We start from the raw sequence: 17759 nt of genomic DNA, 5'->3' as shown, positions 1-17759 counted from the left end.
TGGAAGCTTTTACAACCAAAGATGTTTCCGGTGATGTGGCTCGCCAAGCGTGGCTGGACAAGGGCTACTATGTGATCAGCTTCGACCAGCGCGGTTTCGGTGACAGCACCGGGAAAATTAGTGTGATGGACCCCGATGTGGATTGCAAAAGCATTTCCTCCATCATCGACTGGGCCGAAATCAATCTACCGAATTTGAAGCGCGACAATGGCGATCCGCTGATTGGCTCGGTGGGACTCTCTTACGGCGGCGGCTTCCAGACCGTGTGCTCAAGCGTAGATAAACGCTTCGACGCTATTGTGCCGCTGGCAACCTGGAGCCACCTGCCCTATAGCCTGTACGCCGACAGCAGCCCCAAAACCAGCTGGCTGGACGTACTCGGCATTGCCTCGATGGGCAACCTGGAAGACTACCTGTGGCCGGCGTTTCTGCAGGCCAACTCCACCGGCAACATCGACCAGTCGGTCATCGATAAACTCGCCGGGCACGGCCCGCTGTCCTACTGCCTGGGTGAGCGCAGCGACGGCGGCACCTTATCCAAAGCAGACGCACTGTTTATTCAGGGCGCTAACGATATCTTATTCAATGCCAACGAGGCTGTTGAGAATTACGAATGCTGGACCGGCCAAGGCCGGGACACCCACTTGTTTGTGCAGCGCGAGGGACATATTTTGCCGCTGCTGCAAGATGCCGGTGAAATGATCCTGTTTGGCACCGACGAGACCCTGTACTGCGACGACCAGCAGTTCGACACCACCACCATCGCGCTGGATTTCCTCGCCAATAAATTGATGGGCGAACCGCAACAAGACCTGCCCGACGTGTGCTTCAGCCACGCAGCGTCTCAGCAGGGCCGCAGTTTCAGCAGCGTGGTTCGCGGTGGCACCACAACCCTGCTGCCGGCCAGCCAGGTAATTCCCGGCGGTGCCGCCTACGTCATCAACCTCTTACAGGCCTTGCCACTGGGCACCTTGCTAGAGGTGCTAGCGGGCCTACCCGGCGAAACCGCTGGCGTATTGCAGGCCGTATTGGGCGGCTTGCAGGACCCGGCCTCCATCGCCGACTCCCTCGATGACATCCTGAATCTGATTCCCGCTGAAGTGATCAACAAAACCCTCGCGGCGGGTCAGTTTATTCCGCTAATTACGGTAGACAAGGACGGCTTACTGGCCGGCATTCCCACCGCCAACCTGCTATTGGAAGGCGGCAACGGTGACGGCAACCTGCTGTATGTTGGCCTGGGTAAACGCCGGGGCGGCGACGCGGCGCTGGTTAACGACCAGGTACGGCCGGTGCGCGGTATCGGTGCCAAGCAATTGGAGCTGGTGGGTGTGAACGAAGACTTACAGGTGGGCGATGAGCTGGGACTGATGGTCTATGGAATTCATCCATACTACTTGTATCCTGCGGGCCTGGTGCAACCGCCTCTGCCGGTTAGCGTGAATGGCACGGTACAGCTCCCCATTCACACTCAGTAAGGATTCAGCCGGGGGCATTGCGCCTCCGGCTTGTTGTTCAGCAGCGTTTAGCCAATACCCACAAAGGTTGCCAGCCAAAGGCTCAGCAGGGTCATCGAGGTGACCGAGGCAGCCAGAATCAGCAGCAATTTAAACGGCTTAAAGGGCTTTCGCTCGACGTCGTTATAACCCTTCTTCAGAAATTCATCGACTTTGAGCTGATCTTCGGGATACAGCTTATTGTGTTCGTTTTCCATCAATTACCGCCCCAATATAAATACATCGCCATAAAAAAAGGCGGCCCCATTATCACAGGATGCCGCCTTCAACTCCAGCCGTCGCCGTGCAGGGCACGGCAGGCTGTGGGATATCCGCGTTTACGCGAACGCTTCTTCCGCAATATCCATCAACGTGCTGCTGCCGTTGCGGATTGATGCGCTCAGTGCGCTGGCCTGTGGCAACAGGCGCTGAACGAAGAAGCGAGCGGTTTGCAGCTTGGCTTTGTCGAACTCTTCACCCTGCTGGCTTTCACCCCTGAGCACAGTGCGACACATCATTGCCCACATGTAGCTGAACAGTGTGAAGCCCATTACGTGCAGGTATTCGTTCGCGGCTGCGCCAATCGCGTTGGCATCGCTGCCCGCTTGCTCAAGTACAAACTTGGTCAGCGACTCGAGGTTGTCGACCGCGTCGTTCAGCGGGTTCAGGAATTCATCCATGCCCGCAACCGATGCAGAGTCGGCGCTGAAGGCGCGCATTTCAGCGATCAGTGCCTGAAGGTTTTTCGCGCCATTGGCGGCAACCTTACGCCCCATCAAATCCATCGCCTGGATGCCGTTGGTGCCTTCGTAGATCTGCGCAATGCGCACATCACGCACCAGCTGCTCCATGCCCCACTCACGCACATAGCCGTGGCCGCCGTAACACTGTTGACCCAATACGGTACCCTCGAAGCCCTTATCGGTCAGGAAGGCTTTTGCAACAGGCGTCAGCAATTCAACCATGCCCGAGGCCAGCGCCTTGGCATCGCCGTCGCCAAATTTAGACACGTCCAACTGTTTGCCCACATACACAGCAAATGCGCGACCCGCTTCAACCAGTGCTTTCTGGGTGAGCAGCATGCGGCGAACATCGGGGTGTACAACGATTGGGTCGGCAGGGCCGGCTTGGTTAACAGGGCCAGTCGGTGCACGGCTTTGCAGACGCTCACGTGCGTATTCACAAGACCACTGGTAAGCGGTTTGCGCAGCGCTCAGCCCCTGAATACCGACTGACAAACGCTCGTAGTTCATCATGGTGAACATGCCTTGCAGACCGCGGTTGATTTCACCAACGAGGTAGCCTTCGGCACCGTCGAAGTTCATCACACAGGTTGCCGAGGCATTGATACCCATTTTGTGTTCGATGCTGCCGCAATTCACGCCGTTGCGCTCGCCGAGGCTGCCGTCGTCATTCACTTTTACCTTGGGTACCAAGAACAGTGAAATACCTTTAGAACCCGCTGGAGCATCGGGCAGTTTTGCCAGCACCAGGTGGATAACGTTTTCGGTCAGATCGTGGTCACCACCAGTGATGAAGATCTTGGTACCGGTGATTTTGTAAGTGCCATCAGCTTGTGGCTCGGCCTTGGTACGGATCATACCCAGGTCAGTACCCGCGTGGCTCTCTGTCAAACACATGGCGCCGGCCCACTGACCGGAGTACATGTTAGGCAGATATTTTTCCTTCAGCTCATCGGAGGCGTGGTTGTCGATGGCCAGCGCCGCGCCTGACGTCAGGGTTAGGTAGAGACCCATCGCGATATTGGAGGAGTACAGCATTTCCTCGAACAACAGTACCAGCATCTTGGGCATGTTCTGGCCGCCGTAATTCGGCTCACCCGCCAGACCACCCCAGCCGCCCTCGGCCAGTTGCTTAAACGCTTCTGGATACCCTTTGGGTGTGGTGACGACACCGTCGTCCCACTTCACGCCCTCTTCATGGCCAGACTGGCTCAAAGGGGCGATCAGGTTTTCATTGATCTTGGCACTTTCTTCAAGGATCGCATCCGCCAGCTCGCGGTTAACTTCCTCGGTTCCCGGCATGTTTTGCCAAAGCTGCTCGGCCTTAAATACCTCGTGCAGGACAAACTGCATATCACGCAGCGGCGCTTTATATTCGGGCATATCTGATTCTCCACATTCTTTCGCGACGATCAGTCGCTATCCATAACGCAATGCACAAACGCCCACCGAAGGGTGGGCGTTGCTCGTTTGGGACCTTGCTAATTTAGAACGCAAATGCCTCTTCGGGCATCTCCATCAAACTGTCAGCGCCGTTGAGCATGGACAGTTTGTGCGATTCAGTACGCGGCAGCAGGCGATCGTAATAGAACTTCGCAGTCTGCAGCTTGGCTTTCAGGAACTCGTCGTCGGCAGCGCCGTCTACGGCGGCAGCGGCCATGCGTGCCCACATGTAAGCCAGTGAGATGTAGCCAGAATACATCAGGTAGTCCACCGATGCAGCACCGACTTCATCGGGGTTCTGCATGGCTTTCTCACCCAGCTTCATGGTGACTTCGCCCCACTCTTTGTTCAATTCAGCCAGCTTGCTGATGAACGGCTCCAGCTCTGGGCGTGACGCCTGCTCTTCACAGAACTTGTGAATGATCTTGGTGAAGACCATCAACTGCTTGCCGCCAGTACCCATTACTTTGCGACCCAACAGGTCGAGGGCTTGGATGCCGGTGGTGCCTTCGTACAGTGTAGAGATGCGCAGGTCGCGAACGATCTGTTCCATGCCCCACTCTGAAATGTAGCCGTGGCCACCGTACACTTGCATACCGTAGTTGGCAGACTCCAGGCCGGTTTCGGTAACGAAGGCCTTGGCGATCGGCGTCAGCAGTTCAGACAGCTCTTCTGCGTCTTTACGCGCTTGCTCGTCGCCACTGAAGTAGAACGTGTCGACCAGTTGCGCCACCCAGTAGATAAACGCTCGGCTACCTTCAGCCAGTGCTTTCTGAGTTAGCAGCATACGGCGCACATCGGGGTGTACGATCAGCGGATCAGCGGGGCCTTCTGGGTTTTTCGGGCCGCTCAGTGAACGCATTTGCAGACGCTCGCGAGCGTACTCCAGCGCACCTTGGAATGAGGCTTCACCGGCAGACAAGCCCTGCAGAGCAGTACCCAGACGGGCAGAGTTCATCATGTGGAACATCGCCTGCAGACCGCGGTTCTCTTCGCCAACCAGGAAGCCCTTGGCACCGTCGAAGTTCATCACACAGGTTGCAGAGGCTTTGATGCCCATTTTGTGCTCGATGCTGCCACAGCTCACGCCATTGCGCTCGCCGACGTTGTTGTCTGCATCGGGCAGGAATTTCGGTACCAGGAACAGGGAGATGCCCTTGGTTCCCGCTGGCGCACCTTCAATGCGAGCCAGTACCAGGTGAATGATGTTTTCCATCATGTCGTGCTCGCCACCCGAGATGAAGATCTTGGTGCCGGTCACGTTGTAGCTACCATCGGCATTGGCTTCGGCCTTGGTGCGCAGAATGCCCAGATCCGAACCGCAATGTGGCTCGGTCAGACACATTGTGCCGCCCCAGGTGCCGTCGGTCATTTTAGGCAGGTATTCGTTTTGCAGCTCTTCGCTGGCGTAGTTTTCCAGCAGGCGCGCAGCCGACTGAGACAAGCCGGTGTACATACCCCACGCCCAACACGCTGAGCTAACCATTTCGGTCACAACCAGGCCGAGTGAGTTGGGCAGGCCCTGGCCGCCAAAACGGGCGTCGGCGGTCATTGATGGCCAACCACCTTCAGCAAATTGTTGGTAGGCTTCTTTAAAGCCGGTTGGCGTTTTTACGCCGTCTTCCGACCATACACAGCCTTCTTGGTCACCCACTTGGTTCAGCGGTGACAGTACGTTTTCAGAAAACTTGGCGCCTTCAGAAAGGATGGCGTCCAGCAGATCCTCGCTCACTTCTTCACGGCCGGCCAGGCTCGCAAAATGCTCGTTTGCGTTGAGCACATTTTTGAGTACGAAATTGATATCGCGTAGTGGCGCTTTATATTGCGGCATGATGAAACCTCACGTTAGTTACTGCGAGCGATGAATCGCTGCAATGTTGACGGTGACAACTATATCGATTTATCTACGTTGCGCAAGGCCGAAAAGATCAAGGATTTTGTCATCTCGGCCAATAAAATAAGCACTAAACCCAGCAAAAACATAAACTTACATAATTATGACGCTTTGCTAGGGAATTCTACGGATTTAGCCAAAAAGATGGATGACGCTAATCTTGGCCCCAGATACTAAGAACCATAGACGAAAACCTATGAATTACCGCCCCCACGGTGAGCACAGACTCCACTGCGACGATGACATTATCACCGCTGAGCTATTAGGTACCTGGAACGCCGAAGCCGCCGAGCACTATGGCCGCGATTTACGCGCGCACATTCGCCGTTTAAATGGCCGTCCCTGGGCGCGGATCATCGACCTGCGCAGTTATGAGCTACACACCCCCGAAGTCATAGAAATGGGTAAGCAGTTTGCCGCGTGGGCGGCAGACAACGGCTGCGCCTTTCACTGCTACATCTATTCCAATGCCCTGCAGCGAGATACGGTGAAAGCCATGTTTGAGGATATTAGCCAAGCTCGCGATGAAGCCACCACGATGGAAGAAGCCGTAGAGAAATGTCGACGCGCACTGGCGCGCGCCGCCAAGGCATCAGGGGATTTGCAGCGCCGCTAGGTCGATAAACGGTGCCACATCCACACCACTTGCCCCCTTGCCCAGGTGCGGCACCACGCCGAGACAAGGCGCAGGAAGCATCGCTTTTAAGGTTTCAAGATTCTCGTCAAACCGAGCCATTTCCGGGTCGACCCTATTTGCCACCCAGCCCGCCAGCGGCAAGCCGTCGCCGCGAATTGCCTCCGCGCTTAACAGCGCATGGTTAATGCAACCGAGCTTCATTCCCACCACCAGAACCACCGGCAAATTTAGCTCGATGACCAAGTCCGCCAGGGTCTCGCGCTGGTTTAATGGTACTCGCCAGCCTCCGGCACCCTCTACCAACAACAGGTCAGCGGGGCGCATCATCGCGCCGCGGCAATAGCCCGCCAATTGGGCAGCGCTCAAACGCCGCCCAGCCCGCTCGGCCGCGATATGCGGCGCAATCGGCTCTGCAAAAACCACCGGATTTATCTGCTCGTAACTCATCGGCTCAGACATCGCCGACATCAACGCCAGCGCATCGTCGTTGCGCAACTCGCCATCGACCGACTCCGCCCCCGCCGCTACCGGTTTCAGCGCCAGGGTGCGCAAGCCCTGCTGCCTGGCGGCTTCGAGCACGCCACAGGCGATCAGGGTTTTGCCCGCATCGGTATCGGTACCAGCGATAAACAGCTTTTGGCGGCGCGTCATCAGGGTGCTCCTCTAGGGTTGTTTATCCAGTTCCAGGTACCACACCTGATAACTGGCAGGCAGCCCGGCCGGTTGGCGAAATGCCTCATAGGCCTGCTGCAGCGCTTGCAAGCGTTTGCGACTAGCCAGCCCCTGAGGGCGGTCGCGATTCACATTGCTCACGCCCAGCTGTTTGAGCTCTCGGGTTAGGGCGGTCACCGTCGGGTAATACAGCACCTCGGTAGCCTCCCGCCACTGCACCCGCAGCCCCGACGCGGCAATGGCCGTGTCCAGCGCCTGTCGGGGAATAAAGCGGTTCACATGGGCATAGCCATCAACGTTTTGCCACGCCTCGCGAAGCTCGAACAATGTCTCGGGGCCAAGGGTTGCGATGAAGGCTTTGCCGCCCGGGGCCAATACCCGGTCAATCTCTGAAAACAGCGCCGATACATTTTCGCACCACTGCAAAGACAGGCTGGAAAACAGCAGATCGACACGGGCATCGGCCAGCGGCAGGTCTTCAGCATCGCCGCAGACCCATTGCTGGCAGTCCTCAGAGTGATGCTCGCTGGCATAGGCAAGCATCCCCTCAGCCAGGTCGACACCAACAAGCTGGGCATCGTTAAAGCGCTGACGCAACGCCGGCAAGCTGTAGCCGGTGCCGCAGCCCAGGTCGACCAGCGTTTGTGGTGCACGTTGGTGGGCAAGCAAGCGAAATAGTTCGTCCGCGACCCGGCGCTGCAAGGTCGCGGCACGGTCGTAACTGTTTGCCGCCCGGGAGAAGGATCGCGCGACATCGCGCTTTTCAAAATGACGCTCAATACCCGGTGGCGTCGCCTCGGCAATATAGTCTTTTTCAAAGAGGATAATGTCGCTAACAAACTGCTCTGGCTGCGACAAAAAAGGGATATGCCCTGCTCCGGCGTAACACAGGCTGCGCGCAGCGGGCACCGTTTCTGCCAGGGCGGCTGGCACCAGCGCATCGTCACTGCCGTAGATATTCATCACCGGGCACGACAAGCCCGCGTAGGTCTCGCGCTGATCCAGCTCGCGCAGGCAATCCAACCCCCAGCGCAGCGCCTCCGGCTCCGCGTGGCACAACGGCAACAGTCGACGCAGCGCGCGTGCGCTGACATCGCCCTGCAATTGCAGGGTATTGAAACGCTTCCGTGTTTTTTCTGGCTGCTCCAGCAAGCCAGTGTAGAACGCGGCAAAATCTTCTCCGGGCATGGCCAGCGACCACTGCTCATTGGCAACAAAACGCAAATTGCTGGCAAGGCGAACCAAGCCGCTCACTCGCTGCGGTTCAGCGAGCGCCAGCTCGCCTGCCAGCAGCCCTCCCAGCGACCAGCCCACATATAAGGCGCGGGCGGGCAGCTGCGCCAGCAGCGCCTGCACAACAGATTCAACCGACATATCGGCCAGTAGCGGGCTGCGACCGCAGCCAGGCAGGTCGATAATCGTCACCGAGAAATTCGCTCGCAGTGCTGGCAACAGCGGCCGCCAAATTTCACTGCAGCTACCCCAGCCGTGCAGCAGCACCAGCTCTGCAGAGGCATCTGAGCTTGACGGCAGGCGCTCTCGGTAGAGTGCACTCACGAATGAAATTCCAGCAATTGCGGCGCCACATCCCAACATGCTGATTCGAGCGTCGTTAACAGCTGTTCAATATCTTCCCGGCTATGCGCGGCACTCAAGGTGATGCGCAGCCGCGCGGTACCGAGCGGCACGGTGGGGGGGCGGATAGCGGAAACCAATACGCCGCGAGCTTCCAACTCACGACTCAGCGCCAATGCCAGGGCATCGTCATTCACCATCAGCGGCTGAATCGCGGTTTGCGATGCCATTAGCGGCAGCCCCAGGCGCTTCGCTTCCGCCCGAAAAAAGCTGATGTGCTCAGCCAAGCGCTGCCGACGCCAACCCTCACTGTGCAGGAGGTCCAGCGATGCCAGCGTTGCCGCCGCGACTGCGGGGGGCATGGCGGTGGTGTAAATATAGGGGCGCGCAAACTGGATCAGGCTTTCGATCAATGTGGCGCTTCCGGCGACAAAGGCGCCAAAGCTGCCCAGCGCCTTGCCGAGTGTGGCCATGAGCACTGGCAATTGCTGGGTATCTAGGCCGAGCATTTCAGCCGTTCCTGCACCGCGCTCGCCCAGTACACCAAAGCCGTGCGCGTCGTCGGCCATCAGCCAGGCATTGTGCCCGCGGGCCAGGTCGGCCATCTCAACCAGAGGGGCCAGATCACCGTCCATGCTGTAAACCGCGTCTACCGCTATCAGGCGCTGGCCAGTATGGGGGAGTTTTTTTAGTCGGCGCTCAAGATCCGCCGTGTCACTGTGTTGAAAGCGCTGCATTTTTGCGCCGCTTAGCAAGCCGCCATCCAGCAGCGAGGCGTGGTTCAAACGATCTTCTAGCAGGTGGTCGCCGCGCTGCATCAAGCCAGCAATAAGCCCCAAATTCGCCATGTAGCCGGTGGAAAAAAGCAGCGCGCGCTCCCGGCCGGTAAATTCGGCGAGGCGCTCCTCCAGCTCGTGGTGCAGACTGGAGTGGCCGCAGATCAGGTGCGATGCGCCACCGCCCACACCATAGTCTTTGGCGGCGGCCTGCATGGCTTCAACGAGTTTGGGGTGGCCGGCGTGTCCGAGATAGTCATTACTGCAGAACTGCAGCATGGTGCGGCCGTTGAGCTGGATTCGCGCACCTTGTGCACTCCCCAGCTCTCGGCGGTGTCGATATAAAGACTGCTCGCGACGCTCCGCCAGCCGCTGCTGTAGGTGCAGCTCCATGGATGGCGTTGTCACGGCGTTTATGCTGTTGCGTCGTAGAAAAATTTGTCGTTGCGCGCTTTTTCCATCTCACCCAGCAGAACCGCTTCCGTCGCCTCATCATCGGCCTCAGCGCAGCGCTGCTCGGGCTTGATACCGAGGCGCTCGAACAACTGCAGATCCTTGTTGGCTTCGGGGTTTGGCGTGGTAAGCAGCTTTTCGCCGTAGAAGATGGAGTTGGCACCGGCAAAATACGCCAGGGCATGCATTTGCTCGTTCATCTCTTCACGCCCCGCCGACAGGCGCACGTGGGACTTGGGCATCAGGATACGCGCCACCGCGATGGTGCGAATAAAGTCAAAGGGATCGAGGTCAACTTCTTCAGCCAGGGGCGTCCCTTCAACGCGCACCAACATATTGATGGGCACACTCTCAGGATGCTCCGGCAGGTTGGCCAACTGGATAAGCAGGCCGGCGCGGTCTTTCACGGACTCGCCCATGCCAACGATTCCTCCGCTGCACACTTTAATGCCCGCATCGCGCACATTCGCCAGCGTGTTCAGGCGGTCGCCGTAGGTGCGTGTAGTGATAATTTCACCGTAGTACTCCGGCGAGGTATCGAGGTTGTGGTTGTAGTAATCCAGCCCCGCCTCAGCCAGCTCCGCAGCCTGCTCACCGCTGAGCATCCCAAGGGTCATGCAGGTTTCCAGCCCCATCTCTTTCACGCCCTTCACCATGGCGGTCACGTAGGGCATGTCCTTTTTCTTGGGTGAGCGCCACGCTGCCCCCATGCAGAACCGGGTCGACCCCTGCGCTTTGGCAGCACGTGCCTCTTGCAGCACTTTTTCCACTTCCATTAGCTTTTCTTTTTCCAAGCCAGTGTCGTAGCGGTTGCTCTGCGGGCAGTATTTGCAGTCTTCCGGGCAAGCGCCCGTTTTGATCGACAGCAGCGTGCTTACCTGAACGCTATTGGCATCAAAATTCGCTCTGTGAACGCTTTGTGCTTGAAACAGCAGGTCGTTAAAGGGTTGTTCAAACAGGGCTTGAACTTCCTCAGGGCTCCAGTCGTGACGAATTGAAGACGCTTCCATACTGCTCATATCTGACAATCTCTAGGGGCTGATCGAAAGGCTATAATGATACAGGCAGCCCCTTCGCTGTCAACCAACGCAGGACGCCATGGTTTACAAGTCGATTCGCGCCTCATTGCAACGCCTCTTCCCACTCCAGTGCCTGCTGTGCCTGGATCACAGCGGCGCCACCACGGAGATCTGCCCCGCCTGTCGCGACACGCTGCCCTGGCTGGGCCACCATTGCCGACGCTGCGCGCTGCCGCTAGCCACGGCGAATGCCGAGCTATGCGGCCGCTGCCTACAACGGCCGCCGCGCTTTCATCAATGCCTGTGTGCGCTGAATTACCGCTTCCCGGTGGACAGCCTGCTCGCCGACTTTAAACATCACGCCAAGCCGCCCAGCGGCCGCCTGTTGGCACAACTTTGGTTAGAGCGCTGCTCGGCGGCGGCTGCCGAGCCGCTTCCCGATGCGCTCGTGCCCGTACCCCTGCATTGGCGGCGGCGCTGGCAACGCGGCTACAACCAGTCGCTGCTTGTCAGTCAATTTTGGGGGAACGCCCTGACGATTCCGGTCGCGGATCTGCTTCGCCGCCAGCATGCAACACCACCACAGCAGGGACTAACGGCGGCAGAGCGCCGCCGCAATATGAAAAATGCCTTCGACGTGGTTCACCCAGAACGCATTCGCGGCAAGCACCTGGCGCTGGTAGACGATGTACTGACCACAGGCACGACAGCCAATGCGGCGGCCGCTATACTGCTGCGCGCCGGCGCAACGCGAGTAGACGTCTGGTGCCTGGCCCGGACTCCCGCGCCCGGTCAATGACTCGCCAATGGGAATACCATGAAGGCCAACGACAATACCGACCAGCAAAACTTTGCCGCTCTCGACCCCGACCGCGTTATTGACGCCGTCGAGTCGCTGGGGTTTGTCAGCGACCTACGCGTCTTCCCGCTAAACAGCTACGAGAACCGGGTTTATCAGTTCGGCATCGAAGACGCCGAGCCTCTCGTGGTTAAGTTTTATCGCCCGCAGCGCTGGAGCAACGCCCAAATCAGCGAGGAACATCGCTTCACGCAGCAGCTTTATGATGCAGACATCCCAGTGATCCCGCCCTGGCAAAACGACGATGGGCAGAGTCTGTTCGAGCACGAAGGCTATCGCTTCGCGCTTTACCCCCGGCGCGGCGGTCACGCCCCGGCGCTGGATGACATGGAAAACCTGTTTCAGTTGGGGCGCCTGTTTGGCCGCCTTCACCTAGTAGGCGAAACGGAAGACTTTCAACATCGCCCGACCCTCACCCCACAAACCTTTGGCGAGCACAGCAGCCACTATCTGCTGGAAAATGACTTTATCCCAGACAGCCTGCGCCAGGCCTACGAGAGCCTGGCCCGCGACTTATTGGCGTTAATTGAACAACGTTTTAGCGACTGCCAAGCGCGCAATATTCGCTGCCACGGCGATGGTCACGTTGGCAATATATTGTGGCGCGACGGCGACACCCAGCTGGTCGATTTTGACGACAGCCGCATGGCGCCGGCTATCCAAGACCTGTGGATGTTTCTCTCCGGCGATACCGATGCCCGCCAAAAAGCGCTGATGGAGCTGGTCGAGGGCTACGAGGAATTTCGCAGCTTCGACAGCCGCGAATTAGTGCTGGTGGAGGCCCTGCGCGGGCTGCGCATCATGCACCATGCGGCGTGGCTAGCGCAGCGCTGGAGCGACCCCGCCTTTCCCCGCGCCTTCCCCTGGTTTAACACCGAGCGCTATTGGGGCGAGCACATACTGATGCTGCGCGAACAACTGGCACTGGTTCAGGAACCCGCCCTCAAGCTGAGTGTGTAAATTTTCACCGCGTGATCCAAAGCAGATTAACGTTCGTAAAGATAGAGTTTACACTATCGCGGCAACGTTGCTGGACTGTGCGCTAGGTGCAAGCGCAGCGCGATCAAACACTCTACAATTGCCAAAGCACTCCACCGTTCCACACATAATAAGAGTGCAGGAGAAGTCATGTTTACAATCCGAGTAAATGGTGAAGACCACACCGTTGACGTACCCGAAGATAAACCCCTGCTGTGGGTTTTGCGCGAAGACTTAAAGCTCACGGGCAGCAAGTACGGCTGCGGACAAGCCCTGTGTGGCGCCTGTACGGTGCATGTTGACGACCAGCCCACCCGCTCCTGCGTCATGCCAATTAGCGCCGCAGAGGGCCACAACATCACCACCGTGGAAGCGATTGACCAACAGCAGATCGGTCGGCTGGTTCAGCAGGCCTGGCAAGAGCTAAACGTTCCCCAGTGCGGGTACTGCCAGTCCGGACAGGTGATGGCGGCCACCGCCTTACTCACCGAAAACCGCTCGCCCAGCGACCGCGATATTGACGAAGCCATGTCTGGCAATATCTGCCGCTGCGGCACCTATGCCCGCATTCGCAAGGCCATTCACAAGATCGCAGACGAACAACTGTAAGGGGGCGCGCATGAGCACTTCAGGATATACCCGCAGACAGTTTTTACGCGTCAGCGCTCTCGCAGGGGGCGGCTTACTTGTTGCCTGTGGAGGCGGTGGTGGCGGGGGCGGTTCCAACCCGCAAGACCCGCAGCCCCCCGGTAATGGCGGCCCCAGTGATGCAGAGCAGTTCACCGTTAGTGAGTTTATGCGCATTGGCAGCGATGGCCGTATACACATTTTGGTGGGCGCCTCAGAAATTGGCCAGGGCGCGCTGACATCGATGCCAATGATCGTCGCCGAAGAACTCGACGCCGACTGGGACCTTGTTACCGCCGAACACTCACCTGTTGCCGCGCGCTTTAACAACCCCTATTTTGGCGGCCTGCTGCAATTCACGGTGGCCAGTGCCACCACTCGTGGCTATTTCGACAATCAGCGCCAAGTCGGCGCCGCGGTTAGGCAAATGCTGGTCAACGCTGCTGCCGAGCGCTGGGAGGTGCCCGCAGACAGCCTGCGCACAGAGCGCGGTGTGGTCTACGACGACCTCAATGGCCGCAGCGCCAGCTACGGCGAACTCGCCGAGTCAGCGGCCAACCAGCCGGTTCCGAGTAATCCGCCGCTAAAAGACCCGGCAAGCTACCGCATTATTGGCCAGTCCAAACAGCGCAAAGACGCTGCGGAGAAGGTCAACGGCTCGCATATTTACGGTATCGACGTCGATATCCCCGACATGCTCACGGCCGTAATTGCCCGCCCGCCGCGCTTTTTTGGTCAGGCACTGCGTGTCGACAGCAATGCCGCTATGGCGGTGCCCGGCGTGCGCGAAGTACACACCATCCCCTCTGGCGTCGCCGTGGTCGCCGACGACTATTGGTCGGCGGAGAAAGGGCGCCAAGCCCTTGAAGTCAGCTGGAATGAACTGTTGGCCGGACGCACAGATTCCAATGACACGCGCGGTGAGTATAGTTTTAAGCTCAACTTACCCGGCCTGCCGATTCGTGTTGACGGTTTGGTTCCGGTGGCTCAACTCGCCGCAGCGGAAAATCGCAGCGCTGATTACTTCTTCCCCTTCCAGGCCCACGCGGCAATGGAGCCACTAAACGTTACGGTGGACTACACCGGCAGCAAAGCCGACATCTGGACGGGCAGCCAATCACCAACGCTGGATAAGACCTTTGCGTCGCTGATTCTCGGCTTACTGCCCAACCAGATCACCTTCCACACCATGTCCTCTGGCGGCGGTTTTGGCCGCCGCGGCAACCCGCTGGCTGACTACGTGCGCGACGCCTGCCACGTGGCGAAGGCAACCCAAAAACCCGTGAAGGTCATGTGGACCCGCGAAGACGACATGAAGGGGGGCTACTACCGGCCCGCCGCGGCCGTGCGCGTCGGCGCCTCCATGGACAATCAGGGCAATATCACTGCCTGGACGCACCGCGCGGTCACGCAGGATGTCACGGCGTCACTGTATGCCGAAGAGCTGCTCGACACCCTGGCCGAGGGCCAGTTGCCGCCCCTTAAGGAATTAACAGACCTTGAGACCGGCATGCCCTACGACATCGACAATGTATTGATGGACGCCCACCTGACGCTCAAGCCGCAGATGCCCTCACTGTGGATGCGCTCGGTCAACAAATTCACCGATGTATTTGCCCAGGAAACCTTTATCGACGATATCGCCGTCAGCTACAGCCGCGACCCCTATCAATATCGACGCGGCATGCTCGCTAGCAAGCCCCGCCTGTTAGCGGTATTGGACGCCGCCGCGCAAGCATCGAACTGGGGCAGCACAGGGGGCGGTCGCAGTCAGGGGATCGCCGTGCTGAACCACTGGATGAGCTACGTCGCTCAAGTTGTGGAGCTCAGCGTGTCCGACGATAAAGTCATTACCCTTCACCGGATTGTCAGCGCGATTGATGTCGGCACGGCCATCAACCCTGACTTGGTGGTGGCCCAGGTTGAGTCCGCGGTAATCTTTGCGCTGACCAGCGTCTTTTACGGCGAGATCGAATTGCAGGACGGCGTGGTTCAGCAGAGCAATTTCGATGACTACAAAATGCTGCGCATGTTCCAAGTGCCGCAAATTGATACCGTTGTATTGCCGAGTAACGAGTCGCCGGGCGGTGTCGGCGAACTGGGCGTACCGGCGCTGGGCCCAGCGTTAGCAAATGCTATTTTTGCGGCAACCGGCGAGAAAATTCGCGAATTACCGCTTAAAAACCTCGGCTATACCCTAGCCGAACAACACCCCGCCTAACAGGAGCCGGAGCATGCTATTACTACGCAACTATTGGCTCGGCTTGAGCGCGGCGCTGGCCCTATTGGTCAGCGGCGGCGCTCTGGCACAGTCGCCGCTATTTACACCGATCTACGAGGTGCTTACCCACCCGCGGTGTTTGAACTGCCACACCTTGACCGACTTCCCGCGTCAGGGCGATGAACGCCGCCGCCACGACCAGCTGGTTATGCGCGGTGAAGATAATCACGGCGCGCCGACCCTGCAGTGTTCAGCCTGCCACCAGGAACAAAACGTGGCGGAAGACAAAGTGCCTGGCGCGCCGCACTGGGGCCTGGCACCACTGAGCATGGGCTGGGAAGGTATGGGGCCGAGAGAACTCTGCACGGTGCTGAAAGACCAAAGTAAAAATGGCGGCAAAGACCTGCAAGCCCTGCTCAAACACATGGAGGAGGACCCTCTGGTGCTGTGGGGCTTTGATCCCGGCGAGGGCCGAACACTCCCGCCCGTGGACCACACCAGTTTTGTTGAACTTTTGGAGCAATGGGTGAACGCAGGCGGCCCCTGTTAAGACACTCACCTGATGGTGTGACTACCGTATTTGTCGCGGCAGTTACACCGTCATTGCTTAAGCCGATAACCGCTGCGAAACATCCAGGTAATCAAGGCCAGGCACAACAGCAAAAAGAATACGGTCATCCCCAGACTGACACCGACGTTCACGTCGGCAACGTCGTAAAAACTCCAGCGAAAACCACTAATCAGGTAGACCACCGGATTCGCCAAGGTAATGGTCTGCCACAGCGGTGGCAACATGCTGATTGAGTAAAAGCTGCCGCCCAAAAACGCCAGCGGCGTCACGATCAGCATCGGCACTATCTGCAATTTCTCAAAGCCGTCGGCCCAGACGCCAATAATGAAACCGAATAAACTGAAGGTCACCGCAGTTAACACCAAGAAGCCGAGCATCCAAAAGGGATGCGCGATGCTGTAGTCGACAAAAAGCCGAGCGGTCGCCAGCATAATCAACCCGATGATAACCGACTTGCTCGCCGCCGCCCCGACATAGCCCAGTAGAATCTCTGGCAGGGCAACGGGTGCTGACAGCAGCTCGTAGATGGTGCCGTTGTATTTAGGGAAGAAAATACCAAACGCGGCATTGGAGATACTCTCGGTCAGCAGCGCCAACATCACCAACCCAGGAATAATAAACGCGCCGTAGCTGATGCCGTCGATAGCGACCATTTTCGAGCCGATTGCCGAGCCAAATACCACGAAATATAACGAGGTCGAAATCACCGGCGACGCGATACTTTGCAGCAGCGTCCGCCAGGCTCGGTTCATTTCAAACAAATAGATTGCGCGCACTGCATGCAAATTCACTGCTCCACCTCCACCGCTGCTGACGACTGATCGCTGTCGGCAACCAGGCTGACAAAAATTTCCTCCAGCGAGCGCTGGGTTGAATGCAGGTCTTTGTAATCGATGCCGTGCATTTCCAAGTGACGAAACAATTCGGCAATGCCGGTGTGTTCGCTTTGGCTGTCGTAGTGGTATACCAGCTCGTGGCCATCGTCAGTCAGGCTCAGCGGATAGCCTCCAAGATCGGCGGGCAGCTCGCTAAGTGGTTGCTGCAATTGCAGGCGCAGCTGCTTTTGCCCCAACTTTTCCATCAAGCGGTTCTTTTCTTCAACCAGCACAATTTCGCCGCGGCGAATAACACCGATGCGATCGGCCATTTCCTCGGCCTCTTCAATGTAATGCGTGGTTAAAATGATCGTCACACCTCGCTCGCGCAGGCCGTGAACCATCTGCCACATATCGCGCCGCAGTTCGACATCCACCCCCGCCGTGGGCTCGTCGAGAAACAAAATTTCAGGCTCATGAGACAGGGCCTTAGCAATCATTACGCGCCGCTTCATGCCGCCAGATAGCGCCATAATCCGCTCGTCTTTTTTATCCCACAGCGATAGCTGGCGAAGTATTTGCTCCAGATAAGCATCATTTTTCGGCTTGCCGAACAAGCCCCGGCTAAAGGTCACCGTGGCCCATACGCTCTCAAAACCGTCGGTCGACAGTTCTTGAGGAACTAAGCCAATAAGCTGCCTGGCACGCCGGTAATCGGAAACGATGTTGAAGGCGCCGGCGTGAATCTGCCCGGCCGTGGCATTCACAATGCCGCAGATAATGCTGATCAAGGTGGTTTTACCGGCCCCGTTAGGGCCGAGTAACGCGAAGATCTCGCCGCGCCGAATATCCAAGTTGACGCCGCGCAGCGCTTGAAAGCCTGAGTCATAGACTTTGCTAACGTCTTTCACACTAATAACAGAGGACACAAATGCTCCTAATTTACCCGCAATGCGGCGAACCGTGCTCGCCGCGAGGTC

The 17759-nt window shown here is 58.0% G+C and carries 16 protein-coding genes; 7 read left to right on the top strand and 9 right to left on the bottom strand.

All coding sequences use genetic code 11. The annotated features are described in order from the left end of the window. A partial coding sequence (locus B3K78_RS01310) for a CocE/NonD family hydrolase (RefSeq protein WP_286694011.1) occupies positions 1 to 1478 on the top strand: 1478 nt, incomplete at its 5' end. A gap of 47 nt (positions 1479 to 1525) precedes the next feature. Here the strand turns inward: B3K78_RS01310 and B3K78_RS01305 are convergent. The 3 genes from B3K78_RS01305 to B3K78_RS01295 form a co-directional block, all read right to left on the bottom strand. Beyond that, complete coding sequence (locus B3K78_RS01305) at positions 1526 to 1714, bottom strand: DUF3094 family protein (RefSeq protein ID WP_286694010.1); 189 nt, start codon at positions 1712 to 1714, stop codon at positions 1526 to 1528. 120 nt (positions 1715 to 1834) lie between these two features. Then, positions 1835 to 3622, bottom strand: coding sequence for an acyl-CoA dehydrogenase C-terminal domain-containing protein (locus B3K78_RS01300; protein ID WP_286694009.1), 1788 nt, complete (start codon positions 3620 to 3622; stop codon positions 1835 to 1837). A gap of 103 nt (positions 3623 to 3725) precedes the next feature. Continuing rightward, the gene (locus tag B3K78_RS01295) at positions 3726 to 5513 is read right to left on the bottom strand and encodes an acyl-CoA dehydrogenase C-terminal domain-containing protein (RefSeq protein ID WP_286694008.1); all 1788 of its coding nucleotides are present in this window, start codon (positions 5511 to 5513) and stop codon (positions 3726 to 3728) included. A gap of 259 nt (positions 5514 to 5772) precedes the next feature. Here B3K78_RS01295 and B3K78_RS01290 point away from each other — a divergent pair, with 259 nt between their 5' ends. After that, positions 5773 to 6192, top strand: coding sequence for a hypothetical protein (locus B3K78_RS01290; RefSeq protein WP_286694007.1), 420 nt, complete (start codon positions 5773 to 5775; stop codon positions 6190 to 6192). Here B3K78_RS01290 and bioD read toward each other — a convergent pair. Genes bioD through bioB form a run of 4 tightly spaced genes read right to left on the bottom strand, consistent with a single transcriptional unit; the run spans position 6169 to position 10708 of the window. Further along, positions 6169 to 6864, bottom strand: coding sequence for a dethiobiotin synthase (bioD, locus tag B3K78_RS01285; RefSeq protein WP_286694006.1), 696 nt, complete (start codon positions 6862 to 6864; stop codon positions 6169 to 6171). The genes B3K78_RS01290 and bioD overlap by 24 nt on opposite strands. A 12-nt stretch (positions 6865 to 6876) precedes the next feature. Continuing rightward, entirely contained in the window at positions 6877 to 8442 is a 1566-nt protein-coding gene (gene bioC, locus B3K78_RS01280; protein ID WP_286694005.1) for a malonyl-ACP O-methyltransferase BioC, read from the bottom strand. Continuing rightward, positions 8439 to 9644, bottom strand: coding sequence for an 8-amino-7-oxononanoate synthase (bioF, locus tag B3K78_RS01275; RefSeq protein ID WP_286694004.1), 1206 nt, complete (start codon positions 9642 to 9644; stop codon positions 8439 to 8441). Before bioF ends, bioC begins: the two co-directional genes overlap by 4 nt. Before the next feature lie 5 nt (positions 9645 to 9649). Then, positions 9650 to 10708: a biotin synthase BioB gene (bioB, locus tag B3K78_RS01270; protein WP_286694003.1), complete on the bottom strand. Its 1059-nt coding sequence runs from the start codon at positions 10706 to 10708 to the stop codon at positions 9650 to 9652. Positions 10709 to 10787: 79 nt separating this feature from the next. Between bioB and B3K78_RS01265 the strand changes: the two genes are divergently transcribed. The 5 genes from B3K78_RS01265 to B3K78_RS01245 all read left to right on the top strand — a co-directional run bounded on the left by B3K78_RS01265 (position 10788) and on the right by B3K78_RS01245 (position 15943). Beyond that, positions 10788 to 11507 carry a ComF family protein gene (locus B3K78_RS01265; protein ID WP_286694002.1) on the top strand — a complete coding sequence of 240 codons (720 nt, stop codon included), beginning with the start codon at positions 10788 to 10790 and terminating at the stop codon, positions 11505 to 11507. An 18-nt stretch (positions 11508 to 11525) separates the two neighbouring features. Next, on the top strand, positions 11526 to 12527 hold the full coding sequence (srkA, locus tag B3K78_RS01260; protein WP_286694001.1) for an SrkA family protein kinase: 1002 nt from the start codon (positions 11526 to 11528) through the stop codon (positions 12525 to 12527). A 168-nt stretch (positions 12528 to 12695) separates the two neighbouring features. Next, complete coding sequence (locus tag B3K78_RS01255) at positions 12696 to 13154, top strand: (2Fe-2S)-binding protein (protein ID WP_204996235.1); 459 nt, start codon at positions 12696 to 12698, stop codon at positions 13152 to 13154. 10 nt (positions 13155 to 13164) lie between these two features. Next, positions 13165 to 15393, top strand: coding sequence for a xanthine dehydrogenase family protein molybdopterin-binding subunit (locus B3K78_RS01250; RefSeq protein ID WP_286694000.1), 2229 nt, complete (start codon positions 13165 to 13167; stop codon positions 15391 to 15393). A gap of 13 nt (positions 15394 to 15406) precedes the next feature. Then, a complete protein-coding gene (locus tag B3K78_RS01245; protein ID WP_286693999.1) occupies positions 15407 to 15943 on the top strand; it encodes a hypothetical protein in 537 nt (178 codons plus the stop codon). A 50-nt stretch (positions 15944 to 15993) separates the two neighbouring features. Here B3K78_RS01245 and B3K78_RS01240 read toward each other — a convergent pair whose 3' ends face one another. Next, entirely contained in the window at positions 15994 to 16755 is a 762-nt protein-coding gene (locus B3K78_RS01240; protein ID WP_286693998.1) for an ABC transporter permease, read from the bottom strand. Next, a complete protein-coding gene (locus B3K78_RS01235; protein WP_204996232.1) occupies positions 16752 to 17708 on the bottom strand; it encodes an ABC transporter ATP-binding protein in 957 nt (318 codons plus the stop codon). The genes B3K78_RS01240 and B3K78_RS01235 overlap by 4 nt, the downstream gene beginning before the upstream one ends. Between the last annotated feature and the right edge of the window lie 51 nt (positions 17709 to 17759).

The sequence above is a fragment of the Spongiibacter sp. UBA1325 genome (assembly GCF_002306875.1).
GTDB classification, from domain to species: Bacteria; Pseudomonadota; Gammaproteobacteria; order Pseudomonadales; family Spongiibacteraceae; genus Spongiibacter; species Spongiibacter marinus.
This window is presented reverse-complemented; position numbering and strand designations above follow the sequence as displayed.

Excerpts from the sequence above, each read along its gene's own strand:
- B3K78_RS01305 (WP_286694010.1), bottom strand. The coding sequence starts at position 1,714 with ATGGAAAACGAACACAATAAGCTGTATCCCGAAGATCAGCTCAAAGTC.
- B3K78_RS01300 (WP_286694009.1), bottom strand. The coding sequence starts at position 3,622 with ATGCCCGAATATAAAGCGCCGCTGCGTGATATGCAGTTTGTCCTGCAC.
- B3K78_RS01295 (WP_286694008.1), bottom strand. The coding sequence starts at position 5,513 with ATGCCGCAATATAAAGCGCCACTACGCGATATCAATTTCGTACTCAAA.
- B3K78_RS01290 (WP_286694007.1), top strand. The coding sequence starts at position 5,773 with ATGAATTACCGCCCCCACGGTGAGCACAGACTCCACTGCGACGATGAC.
- bioD (WP_286694006.1), bottom strand. The coding sequence starts at position 6,864 with ATGACGCGCCGCCAAAAGCTGTTTATCGCTGGTACCGATACCGATGCG.
- bioB (WP_286694003.1), bottom strand. The coding sequence starts at position 10,708 with ATGAGCAGTATGGAAGCGTCTTCAATTCGTCACGACTGGAGCCCTGAG.
- B3K78_RS01265 (WP_286694002.1), top strand. The coding sequence starts at position 10,788 with ATGGTTTACAAGTCGATTCGCGCCTCATTGCAACGCCTCTTCCCACTC.
- srkA (WP_286694001.1), top strand. The coding sequence starts at position 11,526 with ATGAAGGCCAACGACAATACCGACCAGCAAAACTTTGCCGCTCTCGAC.
- B3K78_RS01255 (WP_204996235.1), top strand. The coding sequence starts at position 12,696 with ATGTTTACAATCCGAGTAAATGGTGAAGACCACACCGTTGACGTACCC.
- B3K78_RS01250 (WP_286694000.1), top strand. The coding sequence starts at position 13,165 with ATGAGCACTTCAGGATATACCCGCAGACAGTTTTTACGCGTCAGCGCT.
- B3K78_RS01245 (WP_286693999.1), top strand. The coding sequence starts at position 15,407 with ATGCTATTACTACGCAACTATTGGCTCGGCTTGAGCGCGGCGCTGGCC.